Source organism: Amycolatopsis umgeniensis (assembly GCF_014205155.1).
In the GTDB taxonomy this organism is placed as follows: domain Bacteria; phylum Actinomycetota; class Actinomycetes; order Mycobacteriales; family Pseudonocardiaceae; genus Amycolatopsis; species Amycolatopsis umgeniensis.
Window position 1 is genome coordinate 4,327,418 of sequence record NZ_JACHMX010000001.1, and the last position, 19,957, is coordinate 4,347,374.

Annotated in this window: 24 protein-coding genes; 19 read left to right on the forward strand and 5 right to left on the reverse strand. The window is 68.2% G+C overall.

Going from position 1 to position 19,957, the window contains the following annotated elements:
- Nucleotides 1-16 precede the first annotated feature (16 nt).
- Nucleotides 17-1,228, forward strand: coding sequence for a PBSX family phage terminase large subunit (locus HDA45_RS20215; protein WP_221471191.1), 1,212 nt, complete (start codon nucleotides 17-19; stop codon nucleotides 1,226-1,228).
- On the opposite strand, the gene HDA45_RS20220 is transcribed toward HDA45_RS20215, so the two are convergent.
- Entirely contained in the window at nucleotides 1,188-1,466 is a 279-nt protein-coding gene (locus HDA45_RS20220) for a hypothetical protein (RefSeq protein ID WP_184897615.1), read from the reverse strand. The two genes, HDA45_RS20215 and HDA45_RS20220, sit on opposite strands and share 41 nt — an antisense overlap.
- Nucleotides 1,467-1,499: 33 nt before the next feature.
- On the opposite strand from HDA45_RS20220, the gene HDA45_RS20225 reads away from it, so the two are divergent.
- Nucleotides 1,500-3,056: a phage portal protein gene (locus HDA45_RS20225; protein WP_184897617.1), complete on the forward strand. Its 1,557-nt coding sequence runs from the start codon at nucleotides 1,500-1,502 to the stop codon at nucleotides 3,054-3,056.
- Here the strand turns inward: HDA45_RS20225 and HDA45_RS20230 are convergent.
- Both HDA45_RS20230 and HDA45_RS20235 read right to left on the reverse strand, forming a co-directional pair.
- Nucleotides 3,045-3,911, reverse strand: coding sequence for a hypothetical protein (locus HDA45_RS20230; RefSeq protein ID WP_184897619.1), 867 nt, complete (start codon nucleotides 3,909-3,911; stop codon nucleotides 3,045-3,047). The genes HDA45_RS20225 and HDA45_RS20230 overlap by 12 nt on opposite strands.
- A gap of 101 nt (nucleotides 3,912-4,012) precedes the next feature.
- Entirely contained in the window at nucleotides 4,013-4,579 is a 567-nt protein-coding gene (locus HDA45_RS20235) for a DUF6932 family protein (RefSeq protein ID WP_378316135.1), read from the reverse strand.
- A 127-nt stretch (nucleotides 4,580-4,706) separates the two neighbouring features.
- On the opposite strand from HDA45_RS20235, the gene HDA45_RS20240 reads away from it, so the two are divergent.
- On the forward strand, nucleotides 4,707-6,776 hold the full coding sequence (locus tag HDA45_RS20240; RefSeq protein WP_184897623.1) for a phage minor capsid protein: 2,070 nt from the start codon (nucleotides 4,707-4,709) through the stop codon (nucleotides 6,774-6,776).
- Between the two features lie 244 nt (nucleotides 6,777-7,020).
- Here HDA45_RS20240 and HDA45_RS20245 read toward each other — a convergent pair whose 3' ends face one another.
- Together HDA45_RS20245 and HDA45_RS20250 are read right to left on the reverse strand one after the other, a co-directional pair.
- The gene (locus tag HDA45_RS20245) at nucleotides 7,021-7,329 is read right to left on the reverse strand and encodes a hypothetical protein (protein WP_221471192.1); all 309 of its coding nucleotides are present in this window, start codon (nucleotides 7,327-7,329) and stop codon (nucleotides 7,021-7,023) included.
- Nucleotides 7,326-7,547: a hypothetical protein gene (locus HDA45_RS20250; RefSeq protein ID WP_184897625.1), complete on the reverse strand. Its 222-nt coding sequence runs from the start codon at nucleotides 7,545-7,547 to the stop codon at nucleotides 7,326-7,328. Before HDA45_RS20250 ends, HDA45_RS20245 begins: the two co-directional genes overlap by 4 nt.
- A 133-nt stretch (nucleotides 7,548-7,680) precedes the next feature.
- On the opposite strand from HDA45_RS20250, the gene HDA45_RS20255 reads away from it, so the two are divergent.
- From HDA45_RS20255 to HDA45_RS20330, 16 genes are all read left to right on the forward strand, one after another.
- Nucleotides 7,681-8,352 (forward strand): hypothetical protein, encoded by a 672-nt coding sequence (locus HDA45_RS20255; protein ID WP_184897627.1) that lies wholly within the window; start codon nucleotides 7,681-7,683, stop codon nucleotides 8,350-8,352.
- A 16-nt stretch (nucleotides 8,353-8,368) separates the two neighbouring features.
- Nucleotides 8,369-9,373 carry a major capsid protein gene (locus HDA45_RS20260; RefSeq protein ID WP_184897629.1) on the forward strand — a complete coding sequence of 335 codons (1,005 nt, stop codon included), beginning with the start codon at nucleotides 8,369-8,371 and terminating at the stop codon, nucleotides 9,371-9,373.
- The gene (locus HDA45_RS20265) at nucleotides 9,373-9,657 is read left to right on the forward strand and encodes a hypothetical protein (RefSeq protein ID WP_184897631.1); all 285 of its coding nucleotides are present in this window, start codon (nucleotides 9,373-9,375) and stop codon (nucleotides 9,655-9,657) included. Before HDA45_RS20260 ends, HDA45_RS20265 begins: the two co-directional genes overlap by 1 nt.
- Before the next feature lie 69 nt (nucleotides 9,658-9,726).
- Complete coding sequence (locus tag HDA45_RS20270) at nucleotides 9,727-10,152, forward strand: head-tail connector protein (protein ID WP_184897633.1); 426 nt, start codon at nucleotides 9,727-9,729, stop codon at nucleotides 10,150-10,152.
- Nucleotides 10,143-10,472: a hypothetical protein gene (locus tag HDA45_RS20275; RefSeq protein ID WP_184897635.1), complete on the forward strand. Its 330-nt coding sequence runs from the start codon at nucleotides 10,143-10,145 to the stop codon at nucleotides 10,470-10,472. The genes HDA45_RS20270 and HDA45_RS20275 overlap by 10 nt, the downstream gene beginning before the upstream one ends.
- Before the next feature lie 14 nt (nucleotides 10,473-10,486).
- Nucleotides 10,487-10,831: a hypothetical protein gene (locus HDA45_RS20280; protein WP_184897637.1), complete on the forward strand. Its 345-nt coding sequence runs from the start codon at nucleotides 10,487-10,489 to the stop codon at nucleotides 10,829-10,831.
- Entirely contained in the window at nucleotides 10,828-11,256 is a 429-nt protein-coding gene (locus HDA45_RS20285; protein WP_184897639.1) for a minor capsid protein, read from the forward strand. Before HDA45_RS20280 ends, HDA45_RS20285 begins: the two co-directional genes overlap by 4 nt.
- A 25-nt stretch (nucleotides 11,257-11,281) precedes the next feature.
- Complete coding sequence (locus tag HDA45_RS20290) at nucleotides 11,282-11,800, forward strand: hypothetical protein (protein ID WP_184897641.1); 519 nt, start codon at nucleotides 11,282-11,284, stop codon at nucleotides 11,798-11,800.
- A 13-nt stretch (nucleotides 11,801-11,813) separates the two neighbouring features.
- Entirely contained in the window at nucleotides 11,814-12,335 is a 522-nt protein-coding gene (locus HDA45_RS20295) for a phage tail tube protein (protein ID WP_184897643.1), read from the forward strand.
- On the forward strand, nucleotides 12,335-12,880 hold the full coding sequence (locus HDA45_RS20300) for a DUF7426 family protein (protein WP_184897645.1): 546 nt from the start codon (nucleotides 12,335-12,337) through the stop codon (nucleotides 12,878-12,880). Before HDA45_RS20295 ends, HDA45_RS20300 begins: the two co-directional genes overlap by 1 nt.
- 237 nt (nucleotides 12,881-13,117) lie before the next feature.
- Nucleotides 13,118-15,514: a phage tail protein gene (locus HDA45_RS20305; protein WP_184897647.1), complete on the forward strand. Its 2,397-nt coding sequence runs from the start codon at nucleotides 13,118-13,120 to the stop codon at nucleotides 15,512-15,514.
- On the forward strand, nucleotides 15,514-16,398 hold the full coding sequence (locus HDA45_RS20310) for a phage tail family protein (RefSeq protein WP_184897649.1): 885 nt from the start codon (nucleotides 15,514-15,516) through the stop codon (nucleotides 16,396-16,398). Before HDA45_RS20305 ends, HDA45_RS20310 begins: the two co-directional genes overlap by 1 nt.
- Nucleotides 16,399-16,413: 15 nt before the next feature.
- On the forward strand, nucleotides 16,414-17,613 hold the full coding sequence (locus HDA45_RS20315; protein ID WP_184897651.1) for a hypothetical protein: 1,200 nt from the start codon (nucleotides 16,414-16,416) through the stop codon (nucleotides 17,611-17,613).
- Complete coding sequence (locus HDA45_RS20320) at nucleotides 17,613-18,746, forward strand: hypothetical protein (RefSeq protein ID WP_184897652.1); 1,134 nt, start codon at nucleotides 17,613-17,615, stop codon at nucleotides 18,744-18,746. The genes HDA45_RS20315 and HDA45_RS20320 overlap by 1 nt, the downstream gene beginning before the upstream one ends.
- Nucleotides 18,746-19,495: a hypothetical protein gene (locus tag HDA45_RS20325; RefSeq protein WP_184897655.1), complete on the forward strand. Its 750-nt coding sequence runs from the start codon at nucleotides 18,746-18,748 to the stop codon at nucleotides 19,493-19,495. The genes HDA45_RS20320 and HDA45_RS20325 overlap by 1 nt, the downstream gene beginning before the upstream one ends.
- A gap of 71 nt (nucleotides 19,496-19,566) precedes the next feature.
- Nucleotides 19,567-19,953 (forward strand): hypothetical protein, encoded by a 387-nt coding sequence (locus HDA45_RS20330; RefSeq protein WP_073846159.1) that lies wholly within the window; start codon nucleotides 19,567-19,569, stop codon nucleotides 19,951-19,953.
- The last annotated feature ends 4 nt before the right edge of the window (nucleotides 19,954-19,957 follow it).

Genomic DNA, 19,957 nt, shown 5'->3' on the forward strand with positions numbered 1-19,957 from the left:
GGTTCAGGTCGAATCGATGCGCGAGTCGCGTGCCCGGGTGAACATCTGGTCGGGCGCCATCCGGTCCGGCAAGACCATCGCGAGCCTGTTACGCTGGTTGATCTACGTCGCGCACGCGCCCCGCGGTGGACAACTCGTCGTTGTCGGCCGCACTCGCGACTCGGTCGCGCGCAACGTGTTCGCGCCACTGCAAGACCCGACTCTCTTCGGCGCGGTCGCCGATCACGTCCGCTACACCGCCGGCGCCCCGTCCGGCTGGATTCTCGGCCGGCAAGTGTTCGTGCTCGGCGCGTCCGACAGCAAGGCCGAGAAGGTCTTGCGGGGGCTCACGTGCGCCGGCGCGTACGTCGACGAGGTGACCGTCGTTGCCCGGGAATTCTTCAAGCAGTTACTAGGCCGGATGTCGGTTCCAGGCGCGCAACTGTTCGGCACCACTAACCCAGACAACCCTGCGCATTGGCTGAAACACGACTACCTCGACCGGCTCGCCGAGCTGCCCGACTGGCGCTCGTTCGCGTTCACCCTCGACGACAACCCCTCGTTGTCCGCCGAATACCGGGCGAGCATCCGCCGTGAGTACACCGGCTTGTGGTTCCGTCGGTTCATCCTCGGCGAGTGGGTCGCCGCTGAGGGCGCCGTGTTCGACATGTGGGAGCCTGGCCGGCACGTCGTGCCGTGGGCCGAGCTGCCCGACCTGCGGCGCCTGCTCGCCGCCGGCGTCGACTACGGAACCACGAACGCAACCGCGGCCCTGCTGCTCGGCCTCGGCGCCGACGACCGGCTGTACTTGGTCGACGAGTGGCGCCACGACCCCGCGCACGCGCGGACCCGGCTCACCGACTCCCAGCTCGCCGCCGGACTGCGCGAGTGGCTCGACCTCGACCACCACCCGCGCCAGCAGGGCCGGCCAGAGTTCGTCGTCGTCGACCCGGCCGCCGCGTCGTTCCGGGTGCAACTCCAGTCCGACGGCGTGCTCACCCAAGCCGCCGACAACGACGTCGCCTACGGCATCCGGACCGTGTCGAGCCTGCTCGCCGAGGACCGGTTGCGCGTGGCCGATCGGTGCCGAGGCTTCATCGCCGAGGTACCCGGCTACTCGTGGGACGACAAAGCGACCGCCGCCGGCGAGGACAAGCCGATCAAGATCGCTGATCACTCGCTCGACGGCGGCCGCTACGCCGTGACAACTACTGAGGCGCTCTGGCGGCCTGCTCTCGCCTCCGCTTGAACACTGGGTACGCCTCCGGTCGGCCCTGTTTGTCTTGTCCGACTGCCCACTCGGCCAGCGCCCACCCGGCGCGCTCGATGGCCTCGATTTGCTGGGACCAGTCGGCAACCTCGCCGGACATGGCGTGGTGCGTCGCCGGCCAGTTCAGCCGCGCCGCGAAAATGTAGTGACCAGCCGTGTACGCCTTCTGTGCGTCGGCGCCGGCTTGAGCCGCCTTGGCGTCCTTGATGAATCCCACGTTTCTCCCTGCTCTGGTGAAAGGGGGTGCGTCATGCCGTCTTCGTGGCCTCCCCCGCCGTTCGACGACGCGCACGCGCGTATGCGCGAGTGGGATGCCTGGTACACCGGTGATCCCGAGCGGCTCGTCGAGATCTACACCGGCGAACGCCGGCGCGCTGTTACACCTCGACTCCGGCCCTCGACCTACCGCGGCGGCCTCGTGGGCGGGCTCGCCCGGTTCTTCTGGGGCCGCCCGGTCCCCGTCGGCCAGACCCGACAACGACTGCATGTGCCGCTCGCCGCGGACATCGCGACCGCGTCGGCCGACCTCCTGTTCTCCGAACCGCCCCGCATCATCGTCGACGACACCGCGGCGCAGGCTCGGCTCGACCTCGCGCTCAACTCGCCGGCGATGCACTCGCGGTTGCTCGAAGCGGCCGAGATCGCCTCGGCGCTCGGCGGTGCCTACCTGCGCGTGGTCTGGGATGCCGACGTGGCCGAGCACGCCATGCTCGACGCCGTCCACGCCGACGCCGCGGTGCCCGAATGGCGTTGGGGTGAACTGGCCGCAGTCACCTTCTATACGCGGGTGCGCGTCGACGGGCCGGCCGTGTGGCGCCACCTCGAGCGCTATGAACCGGGCCGAATCGTGCACGCATTGCACGTCGGCACCGACACCGAACTCGGCCGCCCTGTGCCGCTCGCCGAGGACCCGTCGACCGCATGGGCGGCGCCGCTGGTCAACGCCGAAGGCAACATCGCCACCGGCACCGACCGGCTCGCCGCCGCGTACGTGCCCAACGTCCGCCCTAACCGGGTGTGGCGCGGCACGCCACAACTCGCGCCGCTGGGCCGGTCGGACTTCGACGGGGTCGAAGGTCTCTTCGACGCGCTCGACGAGGTCTACACGAGCTGGATGCGCGACGTCCGGATCGCCAAGGCCCGACTACTGGTGCCCACCGGGTACTTGCAGGACAACGGCGCCGGCCGCGGCGCGAGCTTCGACGAAGACCGCGAGGTCTACACCGAGTTGAACGCGCTGTCGCGCGGCGGCTCGGACACCCTCACCGTCTCCGCGCACCAATTCGCCATCCGGGTAGCCGAACACCGCGACACCGCCGAGGACATCACCCGTACCACGCTCCGCGCCGCCGGCTACTCGCTAGCGACCCTCGGCGACAACGACGGCGACGCCTCGATCACCGCGACCGAGGTCACCGCCCGCGAAAAGCTGTCGAACCGGACCCGCGACAAGAAGGCACGGTACTGGGCCTCCGGTCTAGCGCACGTCTCCGCCGCGCTGGTCGAGATCGACCGGGCCGTCTTCGGCGGCACGGCGACCGTGCCCGACCTGCCGAAGGTCGAGTTTCCCGACCGGACGCAACCGGACCCCGAAGCGCTCGCTCGGACAGTGCAGGCGCTCGGCGCGGCCGAGGCCGCATCGACCGATGTACGGGTGCGAATGGTTCACCCTGACTGGGAAGATGACCAGGTCGACGCCGAAGTCGCCGCCATCCTCACGGAGTCTGGCCGGACGGTACCCGATCCGGCCAAGTTCAACGGTTCCGAAAAAACATCAACGCAAGCTAACAGCACTTTATTCCGCTAAATTACGCTTCGTGGAAGTTTGAATCTTCTCTAAGGAGTAACCGCTCCGGCCAGGCTGATTACTGCCGCGCTTGAACATAGTTACCACCTTGAAGTGGCCCAAATATTCAAGGTCGGGCGACGAAACAAGCCGGGCAACCATAGGCGCCAGATGCTCAGGAACACTGGCTCGAAATGCGCGGCCGACTTGAGGCGCGAACCGCACAGTACTGGAGGACCACTCCCATCCGTCAACAGTGCCGACGATTGTCCGTTCCGCAACGGCACTAACAGTATCGCCTGCGGCATGCTCAAGCCTGCTAGCCGCTGGCATCGAGAGTCGGACTTCACTGGTACCACGCGAAGCATCTGCCCAATGACCATAGAGCTCATAAGTGGACTCGCGCGTAACCTTCGCGAATTTCGCAAGTGCGTCACGAGCAGGGGACGACAGATCATGCAAAGCCGCATCTAGCACTGCCGATGTAGGCTCGTCATGTTTTTGGGCAAGGTTCATCAGAACAACAAGTCGCCTAAGCGCTATTTCTTCAACAGGCTCAGGCCGCTTTGTCGGAAGGGCTCCGGCCTCAGCTCCAACATCCGGAGCAGCGACTAAAAGCCGCACGCTTCCCAGCGTGGGAGTAACACGCAGCGCACTATTAAATCGCGCTAGGCGACCAGTGCTTTTCGCAACATTTTTGATAACCTCATCTAGAGCCTTGAGAAAGGCTGCGAGCGATCCGGCATTGGTTGTATGCCCTTCGACGCCTGGCCCATCGAGATGAAGATCCAAGACGGAGGTGGGACCGTTGACACGCTCAGCTAAGTCGTTTAGGTGAGCAGTCATCAAGGGACGGCGAAGATCATCAGCGGGCACGCGTTCGACAAGATTCCTGTACCGATCAAGGTCGGTAGACCAGTCAACGACCGCACCAGTGCGGCGGGGCGACCTACGACGATGCAAGGGCTCAGGCGTACTCACGAGGACCACCTCACTTCCACAAAGCCCTTCGCGTCCTCTACCAGTCTCCCTTCTTCGTCCTGCTTTGGCGAGGGAAGCCGCAAGCGCGACCAGTTTTCATGCCAGACGTCGAGGTCCTCCACCGTAACCGCGTGACCTGCGGTATCAGGCGGGAAGTACATGAGGTACTTGAAATCGGTCAGGTGATCGAGCTTCGTGCCACCAGGTTCGTACCGCTCGTCGCACTCCAAGGTGTGAATTCGAGCACCAGCTCCGCTCGGCCCACCGAACAGCGGCCAGCAAGACTTCCAAGCCAGAGCGTCGATCAGGACAAGCGCGTCCAGATCATTTGGCTTGTCACTGCCAGTGACGAAAGATCCGTTGATCCAGACAGCGAGTAGCGGTATGCCCTCCGCAGCGAGTCGCTCTAACCGGGAGCGAGCGAGCAGCAGCATCGAACGTCGATACGGCGAGTGACCGAAAAGTTTCTCCATCTCGTCCCAGCTAGCGGGATGAGCTGTGTCCGACCAGGGCAGGACTAGCTGACTGGGGTCGAAGTCGGACCGCTCGAGTGACGGAAGCATCTTTGACCCCTCTCAATCGCAGCCCGACGCCTGAAGATCGCTACCCGGTTGCACACTGTTACCGATTGGTTCATTACACGATAGTCACGACTCCCAGCTCGGCGCGTTGACGAATTGGGGGCTGCCGATGCCGTGGAAGCCCCCACTCGAGGTTGACGCTGCCGACGTCGTCGAGCAGCTCGCCGCGGACATCCTCGCCCTGTACACGCAGGCCGAGGCGCGGTTGCTCGGCGACATCGCCCGCCGGGTCCGCGCCGAGCAGGACGTGCCCGAATGGGCCGCGCAGAAAACCGCCGCGGCGCGCGAGCTTCGGCTCGCCGCCGAGCGGATCGCTACCCAGGTCACCGGGCAGGCAGGCCAGGCGGCCGCCGATTCCGTGTTCGCCGCGTGGCAGGCCGGCGCCGAGCAGGGGCTCGCGCAGCTCGCCGAACTCGGCGCGCTGTCGTCCGAGCAGCTCGAGCAGCTCGCCGGCGTAGTGCCCGGAATGCAGGCGGCCGCCATCCTCGCCGCGGACCTCACCAGCCGACTCGAAGCGCTGCCGCTGCGCGTCTTGCGCTGGCAGCAGGACGCCTATCAAACAGCGGTCGCCGCCACGGCGCCCGATCAGTTGCTCGGTACCAGCACGATCCACTCGGCGCAGCGTGCCGCGTGGGATCGTCTCGCCGCGCAAGGCGTGACCGGGTTCGTTGACCGCGCCGGCCGCGACTGGAACCTCGCGAGCTACGTCGAGATGGCCGTGCGCACCGCGACCGGGCGCGCGTGGAACGACGGTCACCTCGCCCGGATGGCCTCCGCCGGCGTCGAGCTGGTCACGATCGCCCGCTCGCGTCATGCCTGCCGACTCTGTACCCGCTGGGAAGGGCGGGTGTTGGCGCTGTCCGGCCCGCCCGGCGAGCGCCAGGTCGAGCACACCCTCACCGACGAGACGGTCTCCGTCGACGTCGCCGCCACCGTCGAGCAGGCGCGGCTCGAGGGGCTCATGCACCCGAACTGTCGGCATCAGTTCGTGCCCTATCTGCCGGGCGTGACCAAGCTCGACGAGATTCGCGAGCACGACGCCAAGGCCGAGCAGGACCGCGAAGACCTGCGCGCGCTCGAGCGCAAGGTGCGCCGGAACAAGCGCAAGGCCGCGGCCGCGCTCACCGACGACGAGCGCCAGGCCGCCGAGCGTCGGGTGCGCGAAACGCAAGCCGAGATCCGCGAGCATGTGAAGCGGACCGGGCTCAACCGCAAGCGCTACCGCGAGCAGGTCAACCTCGGACACGGCGACCTGCGGGCCGCCGAGCGCCGGCGCGACCAGCTCGCCGACCAGGTCACCGAAGGCAGCGCCGAGCAGAACCGGCTCGACGCCATCGACGACGAACAGGCCCGCCGGCGCGCGGCCGAGCGGCTCGCCGCGGAGAAGGCCGCGGCCGACAACGCCATCGCCGACGCGCTCGCCGCGCAGCACCGCACGCCGGCCGAGCTGAGCGACGACGAACTCGCCGTCGCCGACCGAGCGTTCGCCGAGCGCGCCGAGTTGCTCGGCAAGCCCGGCCAGGTCAGCCGGACACACCAGGCCGTACGCGACGAGATCGAACGGCGCGCCGCGCCGCCGGCCGCGTCGGGCGACCTACGGGAGCTGTCCGACGAGCAGCTCGCCGACCGGCTCGCCGAAGTCGGCGACGACGAGGAGGCCGTCGAGGCAGTAATCGCCGAGCTGGAGCGGCGCGAAGCCGACCAGCAGTACGCCGACGCGGTCGCCGACGAGCCGGACGCCGAGAAGTGGGCCGAGGTCGACCGGCTCGTCGAGACCGGTCTCGACTACGAGCAGGCGTACGCCGAGGTGTTCGACAAGGACGTCGAGAAGATGCGTCGCGAGGACGCCATCGCCCGACTTCGACGCGAGGGCTACCGCGGCCGCGGATTCGACGAACTCGCGCGCGCTGCCTATGCCGATCGCCTCGAACGCGACTACTTCGCCGCCGAGGCCGCTACAAACGGGTTCCTGCTCACGCGGGAAGGGCAGCAGGGCGGGCTCGATCCGCGGAACCTGTGGCGCCAGAACGAGAATTACGCGCGCCGGTGGGCGTCCGACGAGTTGAAGCAGTGGTGGGACGAAAACGGTAGGGTCACGTTCGACCAGTTCGCCGACGAGTTGCTCGACGGCGGCAACGGAGAACGGTTCCGCACCGGGGGTGAGTCGTGGCAACAGTGACCGCCGAGCAAGTCCGCGCCGCCCGGGAACAGGGCTACGCCGCCGGCTACGGACTCGCGCCACCGACGCCGAACCCGTACACGCCAACGCATACGCCCGAGTGGCTCGGCCCACGGACGCCTGCCGAGCGCGCTCATCGGGAAAACGCCGAGCGTGGACCGCTTGCACTCGCGCGAGTCTGGCGGCAGGGCTACCAAGACGGGCAAACGGTCTACGCGCGCGAACACGCGCCGGGAAGTACGTCCTAGGACGGTTCGGCAGAGCCACCGTCGAGGAGTTCTCGTTCCCAGTCCTTGAGTTCCGGCTCGACCTTCGGTGCCGACGGACGGCCACCGCCCACCCCGCGCCCTGGCATTCCCGCTCGCCACCGCTCGATCTCTGGCAAGCGTGCCGGCAGCCAGCCGGGCACCCCACCGTCGATTTCGACGTCGGGTTCAGGGAACGGATGCGCCGACTCGGCGGGGTACCGGCCGCGCCACTTGTCGACCGCATGGCGTGTAACGCCGAGGCGCTCGGCAATGCCGTTTACGCCAAGGTGACGAACGGTGCTCACGAGAGCACCGCCCCACCGAACAGCTCATCGCGCACGTACAGCGACAGCGGGCCGACAGGTTCCGGCCACTTGAACGGCGCTGGTTCGACGATCACACGCTCGGCGGCAACCTCGGCGCACGCCTCCCAGATATCGACCTGCCCCGGGACCTGGTCGGCGACGTACTTGCGCATGGCCTCGGCCTCAAGCAGCGGGCCGACCTCGAAAAGTGCCTGCATGTTCTTCCCCTCTCAACGTTGTCTCCGATTTCGACAACGTTAGAGACCAACTGAAACCTTGTCAAGAATCGAGACAAGGTTTCTCGCTCGGCCGGGCGCCGAGTCCCCACCCACGACCGCCCAGGAGGCAACCGTGTCCGCACCCATCACCCCTGCCGGCGCTGCTGGCGAGACGTTCGGCACACCCGGCGAGCCCAACACCGCCGGCCAGCCGCCCAGCACCGAGCAGGCACCGGCCGCCGGCCAGCCGAGCGCACCGGCACCAGCCGAGCAGGGACCAGCCGCGGACGAACTTGCCGCGCTGGACCCGGCGACGCTGGCGAAGATGGTGCGCGACCTGCGCACCGAGAACGCCGCGGATCGCACGAACGCGAAGACGAAGGCGGCCGACGAGGCGCGGCAGCAGCTCGCGCAGGACATCAGCAAGGCCCTCGGCCTGGTCGCCGACGACGACAAGGCGGACCCGGCCAAGCTCGCCGAGCAGGTCACCGCCGAGCAGCAGCGCACCCGCGCCGCCTCGGTCGAGCTGGCCGTGTTCAAGTCCGCCGGCCAGCTCGGCGCCGACCCGGCCGCGCTGGTCGACTCACGCGCGTTCGTATCGGCGGTCGAGCAGCTCGACCCCACCGCGGCCGACTTCGCCGACAAGGTCGGCGCAGCGATCACCAAGGCCGTGACCGACAACCCGAAGTTGCGCGCCGCCGGCCAGGCGCCGCCGCGCAGCAGCGGGCAGCACGCCGGCGGGCCCGGCGAGAAGCCCGCCGCGAAGTCGCTCACCGACGCCATCTCACGCCACTACGGCAACTGACCACTAGGAGAGTTCCATGCCCGTGACCTTGGCCGAAGCCAAGAACAACGCACAGACCGACTACGACCCGGCCGTGATCGACGAGTTCCGAAAAGAGTCGGCGATCCTCGACTCGCTGATCTTCGACGACGTCGTCAACCCCTCCGGTGGAGGCGCAACCCTCACCTACGGATACCGCCGGCTGATCACACAGCCCACCGCGGATTTCCGCGCGCTCAACTCCGAGTACGCGCCGCAGAACGTCACCACCGCGCCGTTTTCTGTCAACTTGGCTGTACTCGGTGGCGCTTTTGAGGTCGACCGGGTCATCGCCAAGGTTGGCCCTGCCGCGTCCGCCGCGGTGTCGTTGAACATGTCGCAGAAGATCAAGGCCGCGAACACCCGATTTCAGGACGCGGTGATCAACGGCGACACCGCCGTCGACACCAACGGGTTCGACGGGCTCGACAAGGCGCTCGTGGGCTCCACCACGGAGTTTCGCGCCGGCCAGGTCACCGACTGGACCGACTTCGACACCAACGCGCGCGCCGAGCACAAGGCGCTCGACGCCGTCGACGAGTTCCTCTCGCTGCTCGACGGCACGCCGTCGGTGGTCATCGGGAACGCGAAGTCGCTTGCTCGAGTCCGGGCGGCCGCGCGCCGCGCCGGCATGTACACCCGCGACCCGGTCGAGGGGCTGATCGGCGTCAACGGCCGGCCGGTGGTCCGCGAGACCTACGGCGGGGTGCTGCTCGTCGACGCCGGCGCGAAGGCCGGCACGAACAACCCGATCGTGCCGATTCTCGGCCGGACCGTGGGCGGCACCGCGGCGACCGGGCTCACCGACTTGTACGCCTACCGCGTGGGGCTCGACGGGTTCCACGGGGTCGCGACCGTCGGCACGCAGCTCGTCGAGAGCTGGCTGCCCGACTTCACCGTCGCCGGCGCGGTCAAGAAGGGCGAGGTGGAGCTCGGCCCGGTCGCCGTCGCGCTCAAGGCCACGAAGGCGGCCGCCGTCTTCCGCAACATCAAGGTGCAGTGATGCCACGACACATCATCGAAACCCCGGTCGCCGACTACACGGGCACCGTCGCCGGTGTCCGGCTCACCGCCGGCCGCGGCGAGGCCGACGACGAGAACGCGGTCGCCTACTTCCAGCGGCACGGCTACACCGTGACGCCGGTCGAGGACGACGTCGAACCCGCCGAGCCGGCCGTCGACGACCCGCCAGCCGACACCGCGCCCACCGACGAGACGCCGCTCGAGACCCCGCCGGCCGAGCCGGAAGGAACGAAGCGCACCAACCGCCGCACGCCGGCGAAGTAGCCGCCGCGGCCGGCACCCGTGCCCCGACCGGGCGCCGGCCGCGGCCTCCACCAACGAGAAGGGGTCGCCGTGGCACGCGCGTACGCGACCGCCGAGGACTACGCGAACTGGCTCGACATCACCACCCCGCCCGAGGGCGTCACCCGGCAGCTTGCCCGCGCGTCACAGCTCGTCGACTGGCTGCTCGTCACCGCGGTCTACCTCACCGACCCGGCCGGCTACCCGTCCAACCCGGACGTGCGCGCCGCGGTACGCGACGCCACGTGCGCCACCGTCGCGTGGTGGGAAGACACCGGCGACGACTCCGGCGCGGCCGCCCGGTTCACCTCCGCCGGCATCGGGTCCGTGAACCTCACCCGAGCGACCACCGCGGCCGCCGGCACACCGAGCGGCGCGCAAGCTGCCCGGCTTTCGCCAGAGGCCATGCAGATACTCACCGCGGCCGGCTTGCTCGGCGACTGCCCGGTCGAGCAGGAGGTCACCCGGTGGCGCTGACCATGCCCGCGTTCCTGCTCCCGCACACCGTGACCGTCAAGCCCTACACCGGCACCGGCGCGTACGGCCCAACCTTCGGCCGGCCGTTCTCTGTCCGCCGCGCCTATGTCGAGGACCGCCGGCGCCTGGTCCGCGCATCCGACGGCGCCGAGACCATCAGCGAAACGACCGTGATCACCAGGCCCGACCCCTCCGTACCGGCCGGCTCCGAGGTCACCGTGTGGCCCGGCACACCGGCCGAACGCACGGCGATCGTGATCACCGCGAGCACGTTCGACCACCCCAGCGCCCCGGCGCACCTCGAGATCACCCTCACGTAAGGGAGGTACCCGCCGTGCGGCTCAAGACCGAGTTTCACTGGCAAGGCGATCACGTCCTCGAGGACTTCACACGCGGCGCGGAGAAGGGCGTCAAGCTCGCCGCCGAGCACGTCCGCAGTGTCGCCGTGAACCGGGCGCCCAAAGACACCGGCGCGCTCCGCAACACCGGCACGGCGACCACCGACGGGCTCAACGGCGCCGTCTCGTTCGACACCGAGTACGCCGTGCGCCAGCACGAAGAGACCACCTGGCACCACGAAGACGGCGAAGCGAAGTACCTCGAGACCGCGCTCGACGACGAGATCGACGTCGCCCGGCAGATCATCGCCGCGCAGATCCGGAAGGCCACCCGCTCATGAGGTTCGTCGTCGAGTTGGGCGACCTCATCGCGCGACACCTCGCCGCGGCCGGCGTCGGAACCTACCGGGTCGACGCCGGCTACGCGGCCAACGAAACCGGCATCGTGTTCGGTGGCCTGCCCGCCGACCCTCCGAGCGCGGTCGCCCTGCTGCTCTACCCGCTCACCCACGACACTGACGCCGACGCCGAGTACGGCCTGCGCATCCGCTTCCGCTCCGTCGGCCACGACCCGCGCGACCTGTTCGACCTCGTCGACGCCGCGTTCGACGCGCTCGCCGGCGCCGGCGAGCAGCAGCTCGGGCTCGGCGTCCACCTGGTCACGCGCGAGACCTCGAATCCCAGCGGCATCGACCAGAACGGCCGCTACGTGCACACCGACACCTACCGGATTCAGGCATACCATCCGACCAGATATCGGCCGTAAGCCAGACTGGTTACGGTATATCCCCATGCAGACATCACAAGTGTCAATATGGGTTCCCATTGTTGTTGGAGCCATTGGACTAATTGGCGTTCTCCTTGGGCAACTCATTAACGGCTGGCGCGATAAGAACAAGGTGCTACAAGAAGAGGCATTCAAGCGAGCGGCCATCTGGCGCGACAAGAAGGTCGAAATATACGTCGAACTTATCGACCTATTTCAGAAGAACTCAAACCTTGCTTTGAAGATAGACAGCAAGGTTTATCCACACGAGGACGTTATGGACTCGATCGAGAAGTTCGCGAAGAACGGGGACAAGACAAAGAAGTTCCGCCCTCGACTTAGGCTCATGGCACCGAAAGCGGTCTACGACGCGTACACCTCGACAGTCAACGCCTATTCGGACTTCTTCCAAAAAGGCGTAGAAGAGTACATGAATGCTAGGAACCCCGATGCCGACCTGAGCGACGAGGTTTCAAAAATGTCCTCCGCGAACATGAAAATGCTCGCACAGATGAGGATGGATCTCGGTATCCCATACCCCTAGCACTGGAGTTTCTATGGCTTTACGGTCCATGCTCGCCAGCGATTGGGCGCTCGACGTCGACACGGCCGCTAGCGGCGCCACTGCTCCACAGTGGACGCCGGTTCGTGGCCTGTCGAACTTCTCGGAGAGCACCGACGACAACACCGAGGACGACTCGACCAACGACGCGCCCGGTTGGGGCGCGGACGTCATCACGCAGCGGAAATGGAAGGTCGAGGCCGAGGGCAAGCGCAAGCGCGACACCGCGGCAACCGCCTACACCTCCGACCCCGGACAGGAGTTCATCCGCAAGGCCGCGCGCAAGGTCGGTTTCTCGGCCGACGTGCACGTGCGGTGGTACCGCCGCGACGGCTCGCCGGACGCGTCCGAGGGCTACGCGCAGGTGTCCGAGTTCACCAAGGGCGGCGAAACGACCGACCTCGAGCCGTTTAACTTCACGTTGCTGGGCCAGGGCGAACCGCTCGAGATCGCCAATCCCGTGACCACGCCACCGGCCGGCGGTGCCTCGGTCACATCGACGGGCGGGGGTAAGTGATGGCGTATCGGGATCTCGACGAGCTGCTCGACGGCAGGCTCGAGCTGCCCATCGGCGGCACGGTCTACGCCGTTCCGCCGGTCGACGCCGAGACCGGTCTGCGGTTGCAGCGGCTTCACGACTGGATGTTCGGCGTGGCGGCCGCGGTCAAGGCACACGAGGACGACCCCGACGCCGGCGAGCTGTCGGTGCCGGAACCGGGCGGCGAGCTGCTGTCGGACGCGCAGGAAATCGACATGTACCGCAAGTCGCTCGGCACGGCCTACGACGAGATGGTCGCCGACGGGGTCGCGTGGCCGCGGTTCAAGGTCGCCGGGATGACCGCGTTTCTGCACCACACGCAGAGCCCGGAGGCCGCCGAGGCGTACTGGAACACCGGCGGCCGCCCGGAAGCCTCGGCGGGGAATCGGGCGAGCCGTCGCGCGGCGGCCCGATCGACCCCGCAACGGGCATCCGGGAGTGGTACGACCCGGACACGGAAGGCGGCGCCGGCGACGGCCCACGCTGGTCGGACATCTTCGCGCGCTGGTCGCTCGTCGAGCTAGACCTGCACGAGGTCTACGGCCTCGACCTCGAGGTGCCCGGCCTGCTGCGCGCCCGCTCGTGGCGTTGGCTGCGTATCCGCATCGCCGGTTTGTTCTCCACCGACGCGAGCCGGCTACGCCGTGCCCTCTACCCGGAGCCTGTTAACGCGTTAGGGCGTTAACGCCCTAACGCGTTAACAGGCTCCGGAGCACCAAAGCCGCCCCGCCCGTGACTGACCAACGGGCGGGGGTGGTCGCGTGGCGCTCACCATCGGCGAGCTTGTCGGGTATCTGCGCGTCGACGACAAGGGCGTCGCCGGCAAGCTCGCACAGGCCCGCGCCCGGTTCGCCGCAGCAGCACGTGACACCGACGTCTACGACAACGCGCTCATGCGCGCGGGCAAGTCCGCCCGCGACATGGCGCTGTCCGCCGGCGCGAGCGCACTCAAGGTCGGCGCACTCGCCGGTGCCGCGAACCTTGCCGGCGGCGCGCTCGGCGCGCTCGGCGGCGGCATCGTCACCGCGTCGGGCGCGCTGCTGATCCTGCCCGGTGCCGCGGTCGCCGGCGGTGCCGCACTGGCCTCGCTCAAGGTCGGGTTGTCCGGCTTCGGCGACGCCTTGAAGGCGATTGACGATCCGGCGAAGTTCGCCGAGGCCACCGCGAAACTCGCCCCCGCCGCGCGCGACACGGCGAACGCCGTGCGCGACTTGGCGCCAGCGTGGGACGCGGTCAAACGCTCGGTACAGCAAGAGCTTTTCTCCGAGATGGGCGACGTGGTGCGCCAGCTCGGCGCGCAGTACCTACCGATCCTTAAGCGCGGTATGACCGACGTCGCCTCGAGTTTCGGCGTCGGCGCCGCCGGCCTGGCCGCGTTCCTGCGCGAAGCGCAGACCGGGCGCGACGTGGCGACGATCTTCGACAACAGCTCGACCGCGGTGTCGAACCTGGCCGAGGTCACGCAGCCACTCGCGCAGGTCTTCCGCGACGTCGCGGCCGTCGGCTCGACCGTGTTCGCCGACCTCACCACCGGTGCCGGCTCGGCCGCCGAGCGGTTCGCCGCGTTCATCGCCGCGGCCCGCGAGTCCGGGCAGCTCGAGGCGTGGATGCGCAACGGGCTCAACGCGCTACAGCAGCTCGGACAGCTCGCCGGCAACGTCGGCGGCATCATCTCGGCCGCCTTCTCGGCGATGTCGACGAACGGCGTGTCGACCCTCGACGTGCTCGTGCAGGCAACCGGCGCCGTGCGGGACTTCCTCAACTCCGCGCAGGGCGCCACCCTGCTACAACAGGTCTTCGGCGGCATCGCCGCGGCCGGCCGCGGCCTGGTCCCAGTGTTCGCCGAGATCGGGCGCGTTCTGGTCTCCGACGTCGGCCCGGCGCTAGCCACCCTCGGCCCGCAGGTCGGCGCCGCGCTCGCGTCCCTGGCACCCGCCGTCGCGCCGCTGGGCAGCGTGCTCGCCGCCCTGGCCCCGGTGGTCGCCGCAGTCGCGCAGAGCTTGGCCGGCGGACTGGCCTCGGCCGTGACCTCACTCGAGCCCGCCGTCGTCGCCTTGGCTCCCGGTCTGGCCACGCTCGCGAGCCAGATCGGCACCGTTCTCGCCGCCGCGCTCCAGGTCGCCAGCCCGCTTCTGGCGCTGCTCGCCGGTTTCCTGTCCGACAACATGACGTGGCTCGGCCCCCTGGCGATCGGGTTTGCCACCGTCGCCGTGGCCGCCGGTCCGCTCACGACGCTTATCGGCGGCCTCTCGACCGCTTTTCGTTCAGCGACAACGGTTTTCAACGCCTTGCGGGTCGCAATGATGACCAACCCGTTTATTTTGATCGCAACGGCCGTCGCACTTCTCGCCGTGTTGATCATCTCGAATTGGGACACGATCAAGAACGCGATTGGCGCCGCGCTCGATTGGATCGGAAATTTCATTTCCGGCGCAGTCGATTTCATCGTCGATCTGTTTTTGAACTGGTCGCTTCCCGGGCTGATCATCAAGCATTGGGGCACGATCGTGGCCGGTGTCCGTACCGCCGTGAACTGGGTCCTTGACGCGGTCGCGTGGCTCGGCTCCCTGCCAGGGAAAGTGGCGGCCTGGTTCGGAGATCTAACGCGGTCCGCGATCGGCAAGGCGGCCGAGCTGGTCAACTGGCTACGCGGCTTGCCGGGGCGCGTGCTCGACGGACTCGGCAATTTCGGCTCGCTTCTACTGAACGCCGGACGCGATTTGCTTACCGGTTTGTGGAACGGGATTCAGAATGCGGCGAGCTGGCTCAAAAACAAGGTACTCGGCTTCTTTGGCAACTTGCTTCCGGGATGGGCTAAAGACATTCTCGGGATCAACTCACCTTCGACCGTATTCGCTGGCATCGGCCGATGGATTCCGCCCGGTCTGGCCGGCGGCATCGACAAGGCGGCCGGCGTCGCGCTGCGCTCGGCGTCCGATCTCGCGACCCGCGTGTCGGACACGATGGCAGCCGGTTTGACCACACCGGCGCTCGCGTTCGCCGGATCGCCCGGCACCGGCGCCGCTGGTGCGGCAGGCGCGTACTCGGCGAACGGCACCCGGGCGACCGTCCACATTGACCAGTTCCACGCGACGCCGGCACAGTCGCCGGCCGACATCGCCGGTGAGCTGGACTGGTTGAGCCGCGGGGGTGGGTAGTGGCTGCTGGGGACCTGATCACCCGCGACGGACAACTCGAGTGGCGCGGCATCCTGCTCGGCGCCGGCACAGCCTACGGGTGGCGCGCCCTCGAGGGATGGCTCGACCTGCCGCAGATGCGCGGCGGCGACGTCGACCGGCCCGGACAACACGGCGCGTTCCCGGGGCAGTTGCTCGCGCAGTCGCGCACGATCTCCTACTCGTTCGTGATCTCGGCGCGGCGCGCCACGCGCGAGCAGTTCACGGCCGCGGTGGACCTGCTGCGCGCGGTAACGACGCCGACCGAGAACCCCGACGAGGAAGCACTCGTGATCCGGCTCGCCGGCCGAACCTGGCAGGCGCTCGCCCGGTGCACGCGCCGGTCGGTGCCGACCGGGCTCGCCTACGACGCCGGCTACATCGCCGGCGCGGTGCAGTGGGTCGCCACCGATCCGCGGTTGCTCGAGCTGCCCGGCTACACCGCCTCGACCACGCTCGGCGCGGTTGGCACCGGCGGGCTCGCCTTCCCAGCGCGGTTTCCGATGCCGTTCGGCGCGGCCGCCCGCGGCGGAGTCATCACCTGGACCAACACCGGCACGGCCGAGGCGTGGCCGGTCTGGCGCATCGCCGGCCCGGTCCGCGGACCCTCGATCACCCGGCGCGACACCGGGCAAGCCCTCGAGTTCGATCCCGACTGGGTCATCCCGGCCGGTCAAGTCGTCGAGGTCGACACGCTCGCCCGAACCGTGTTGTTCGTCGGCAGCAACGTCTCGGCGTCCGATCGCCTGTTCACCCGTGGATGGTTCAGCTTCCCACCAGGCCGCGAAGTACAGGCCGTTTTTGCTTCTGCCGCAACGAGTTCCGACTCACGCCTGTCGGTGACCGTGCACAACACCGCGATGTGAGACGGAGGTTTCCCCATGCCTGAAAGGAATTCGTGGGCCGTCGGTTCCGACACCGCGCCACTGATCACCACCGAAGATGCCCGAATTGCGGTGTCCGCGCTGCTCGTCCCGGGGCCAAGCGGGGTCACCGCGCGCGATGGCATTCGACCCGGACCGGCGACCCCCGGCCGCGTGCACGCGGCCGGAACGGCAAGCGGGTCGATCGTGGTCGAGCCGTTCCAAGGCAGCATCCGCGCCTCGCGCGGCATCGGTTCGTACCTGGTGTCGCTCGACAGCCCGAAGACGCTCGACGTGCTCGCCGTACCGGCCGACCCGGCCAACGACCGTCACGACCTGGTGATCGCGCAGCAGTCCGACGAGTTCTATCTCGACACCGCGACGAAGTTCGAGGTTCGGCTCGTGCGCGGGACCGCCTCGGCGACGCCCGGCGACCCTGTCGTCGACGGCTCGCGCGACTGGTTCACCCTCGCCCGTGTCCGGGTGACCGCCGGCGCCGACAAGATCACCGACGCCATGGTCGACCCGCTACCGCCCGGGTGGACGGTCGCCCTCGGCGGCCTGCTGCCCGTGGGCAGCCTTACCGAACGCAACGCGGTCGCCGCGTACGCCGGGCAGGAGGTCTACCGGCTCGATAAGGGATGGACCGAGGTTTACGACGGTGCCGCGTGGCGGGTGCGCGGGCAGGTGACCGCGGCCGCGCTCGCCGACATCACCAACCCATACCCCGGGCAACTCGTCGTGCTCGCCAGCACCGGCGGGCTCTACCGCTGGACCGGTGAGAAGTGGCTGTACGCCGCGCTCATGAGCGGCGCGACCCCGGGCGGCGACTGGACCATCACCACCAACCAGCCGACCTCGAACGCCCCGACCCTGCTCACTTTCCCGCAGGTCAATCGGCCGCCGGTTGGCATCACGCTCGCCGGCGGGGTGTTCACCATCGGCGAGCCCGGTTGGTGGGATCTCTCGCTGAACCTGCGGTACACCATCGTGAGCACCGACAAGTACGCCATGATTGGCGGCTCGTCCGCGGGCAATCTGTTCGCCAAGGACAGCGTTGCCGGTGGCGGCAACAACGTCTCGGCCAACACGTCGAGATGGCTCGACAAGGGCGCGCAAATCCGGTGCTACGGCTACTCGGGCGCGCCGAGCGCAGTCACCAAGGAATCCGCCAGCGACCTGATCAGCGGGTTTACCGCGGTGTGGCGGGGTCCGTGATGCGGCTGCCCACCTACGCCTACTTGGTCGCCGACCTGCGCAGCGGCCGCGTGCTCGACGAACTGCCGCTCACCGGCGTCAAGTACAACAAGCCGTTGAACGACTCCGGGAAGTTCTCCGGAACCTGGGATTTGACCCGGCATCCGTCGAGCACGCGCCGCGACCCGTACGAGCTGACCATGCCGGCCCGCCGCGCGCTCTACGTGATGCGCGACGACCGGCCGATGTGGGGCGGGATCATCTGGACCCGCAAGTACGACAGCAGCTCGCACAAGGTCGAGGTGGCCGGCGCCGATTGGTGGAGCTACTTCGATCACCGCAAGGTGCTCCCGGTCCTGCCGGCCGCGCCGCTTCCGCTGGACCACGTCGCCGGCTTGAAGATGGCAGCGAACGACGTCGAGCAAAACGACCTCGCCCGCGCGCTGGTACAGCTCGCGCAGACGCACGCCGGCGGGGATATCGGCATTGAGTTCGACGACTCGCGCTCGTTCATCTACCGCGACCGCACTTACACCGGACACGAGTTGTCCTCGGTCGGCGAGGCTCTGCGGCAACTCGCCGCGGTGATCAACGGCCCCGACATCATGTTCGGCGTCGCGCCCGGCACCGGCGGGCGCGTCCGCCGCATCATGCGCGTGGGCACGCCGCGGCTCGGCCAGACCGGGACCGCGCATGTGTGGGAGACCGGCGGCAACATCGTCAACTACACATGGCCATCGGACGCAACGCGCATGGCAACCCGCACGTTCGCTAGTGGCGACGGCATGGCCGAGGGAACCCCGATCGCCGTCGCCGAGGACGTCGACAAGTACGCGCAGCACTGGCCGTTGCTCGAGTCGGAACAGGGCTACACCAGCGTTTCCGACGCCGACACGCTGCAAGGCCACGCCGACGCCGACCAGCTCGTCGCCCGGCTGCCCGTCGCCCTGCCCACACTCACCGTCCGCGGGAACACCGCGCCCTACGTGGGGGAGTGGGACACCGGCGACGACGTCCGTGTCGTCATCCGCGACGAGTTCATCCGCCGCGGCCTGGATACCGCCATGCGGATTGTCGACGCGCAGTACGCGCCGAGCGAAGCCGCCGAAACCGTCACCATCACCATGAGCCCGCTCATTGAGGACGCCGCCTAATGCAGGTCAACCAGCCTTCCAACATCATCGACCGCGTCATCGCCCTGGAACGCGAACTAGCCGCCGTCCGCAAAAAGGTCGGCCTGTCCTCGGCCATCATCACCCGCGGCGGCTTGACCCTCGCCGACGACAGCTACATCAGAATGACCGACTCCGACGGCGTCGGAATCCTCTACATCGGCCCGGATTCCGAAGGCAAGCAACGGTTTGTACTCCGCCGCGAGGGTGGCGCAACCCTCATGTTTACCGCCGGTTCGGCGCAGTTCGGCCGCGACTACTGGGCGATGACCGATTCCTCGGGACGCATCATCGTCTCCGACAGCGCCGAAACCGGCATCGGCCTGGCGCGCCCGTTTCTTCCCATCCCGCTGTACCCGCAGTTCGTCCCGCACACCTACACCGAAGACCCCGACATTGGCGAAACGTCGGACTATATGAGCATCAATGTGAGCAAGCTTGCCGGCGAAACGGTGCTTTGGGCAGGACGTGCGTCCGTCTCGCATCCATGGGTCACCATCGATGGCACCTGGGGTTGGGCCATAGGCCAGCCAAACGTGACCTACCGACTCAAATTCAACGGCACCGAAGTTGGCTCGTGGGCTGTCAACGCTGGCGCCGTTACCACCCGGCAAGGCAGGTTCAGCGTCTCGGAGTTCACCGGCCAAGACTGGGTAGACGTCCAGGTGACCGCGTCGGCGTCCGGTTCAGGCGTCATCGCCTGCCAAGTCCTCGGCTGCTACCTGACGTAACCCTCGCCGCATCACCGGCCGCGCCCTGCGGCCATTTCGTCATGCCCTGACACAGCAAGGAAACCGCCCCCGTGAACCTCGCCGACCTGACGGCGCTCGACATCGCCGGGACGGCGGGTGTCGCCGTGGCCGCCTATCTGATCATCCGCCGCATTTGGACCGCCGCCCGCAACGCAGGCCGCGGCCTGCGCAAGCTCGTGCACTTCGCCGACGACTGGTTCGGCGAGCCCGAACGCGACGGCGTCCCCGCCCGCCCCGGCGTCATGGAACGCATATCTGCCATCGAAACCGACGGCGCCGCCACCCGCGACGACGTCCGCGGCCTGGTCGAGCGGGTCGACCGCGTCGAGCACGAACTACGCCCCAACTCCGGCGCGAGCCTGCGCGACGCAATCGACCGCGTCGAGAACGCCGTCGCCGACACCCCGAACACCAAGCCAGCAAAGGAAAAGAGGTGATCCG

What these genes read in the sequence shown, in the direction of transcription:
- HDA45_RS20215 (WP_221471191.1), top strand. Translation starts at nt 17, where the DNA reads ATGCGCGAGTCGCGTGCCCGGGTGAACATCTGGTCGGGCGCCATCCGG.
- HDA45_RS20225 (WP_184897617.1), top strand. Translation starts at nt 1,500, where the DNA reads ATGCCGTCTTCGTGGCCTCCCCCGCCGTTCGACGACGCGCACGCGCGT.
- HDA45_RS20235 (WP_378316135.1), bottom strand. Translation starts at nt 4,579, where the DNA reads ATGCTTCCGTCACTCGAGCGGTCCGACTTCGACCCCAGTCAGCTAGTC.
- HDA45_RS20240 (WP_184897623.1), top strand. Translation starts at nt 4,707, where the DNA reads ATGCCGTGGAAGCCCCCACTCGAGGTTGACGCTGCCGACGTCGTCGAG.
- HDA45_RS20250 (WP_184897625.1), bottom strand. Translation starts at nt 7,547, where the DNA reads ATGCAGGCACTTTTCGAGGTCGGCCCGCTGCTTGAGGCCGAGGCCATG.
- HDA45_RS20260 (WP_184897629.1), top strand. Translation starts at nt 8,369, where the DNA reads ATGCCCGTGACCTTGGCCGAAGCCAAGAACAACGCACAGACCGACTAC.
- HDA45_RS20265 (WP_184897631.1), top strand. Translation starts at nt 9,373, where the DNA reads ATGCCACGACACATCATCGAAACCCCGGTCGCCGACTACACGGGCACC.
- HDA45_RS20285 (WP_184897639.1), top strand. Translation starts at nt 10,828, where the DNA reads ATGAGGTTCGTCGTCGAGTTGGGCGACCTCATCGCGCGACACCTCGCC.
- HDA45_RS20290 (WP_184897641.1), top strand. Translation starts at nt 11,282, where the DNA reads ATGCAGACATCACAAGTGTCAATATGGGTTCCCATTGTTGTTGGAGCC.
- HDA45_RS20295 (WP_184897643.1), top strand. Translation starts at nt 11,814, where the DNA reads ATGGCTTTACGGTCCATGCTCGCCAGCGATTGGGCGCTCGACGTCGAC.
- HDA45_RS20300 (WP_184897645.1), top strand. Translation starts at nt 12,335, where the DNA reads ATGGCGTATCGGGATCTCGACGAGCTGCTCGACGGCAGGCTCGAGCTG.
- HDA45_RS20315 (WP_184897651.1), top strand. Translation starts at nt 16,414, where the DNA reads ATGCCTGAAAGGAATTCGTGGGCCGTCGGTTCCGACACCGCGCCACTG.
- HDA45_RS20320 (WP_184897652.1), top strand. Translation starts at nt 17,613, where the DNA reads ATGCGGCTGCCCACCTACGCCTACTTGGTCGCCGACCTGCGCAGCGGC.
- HDA45_RS20325 (WP_184897655.1), top strand. Translation starts at nt 18,746, where the DNA reads ATGCAGGTCAACCAGCCTTCCAACATCATCGACCGCGTCATCGCCCTG.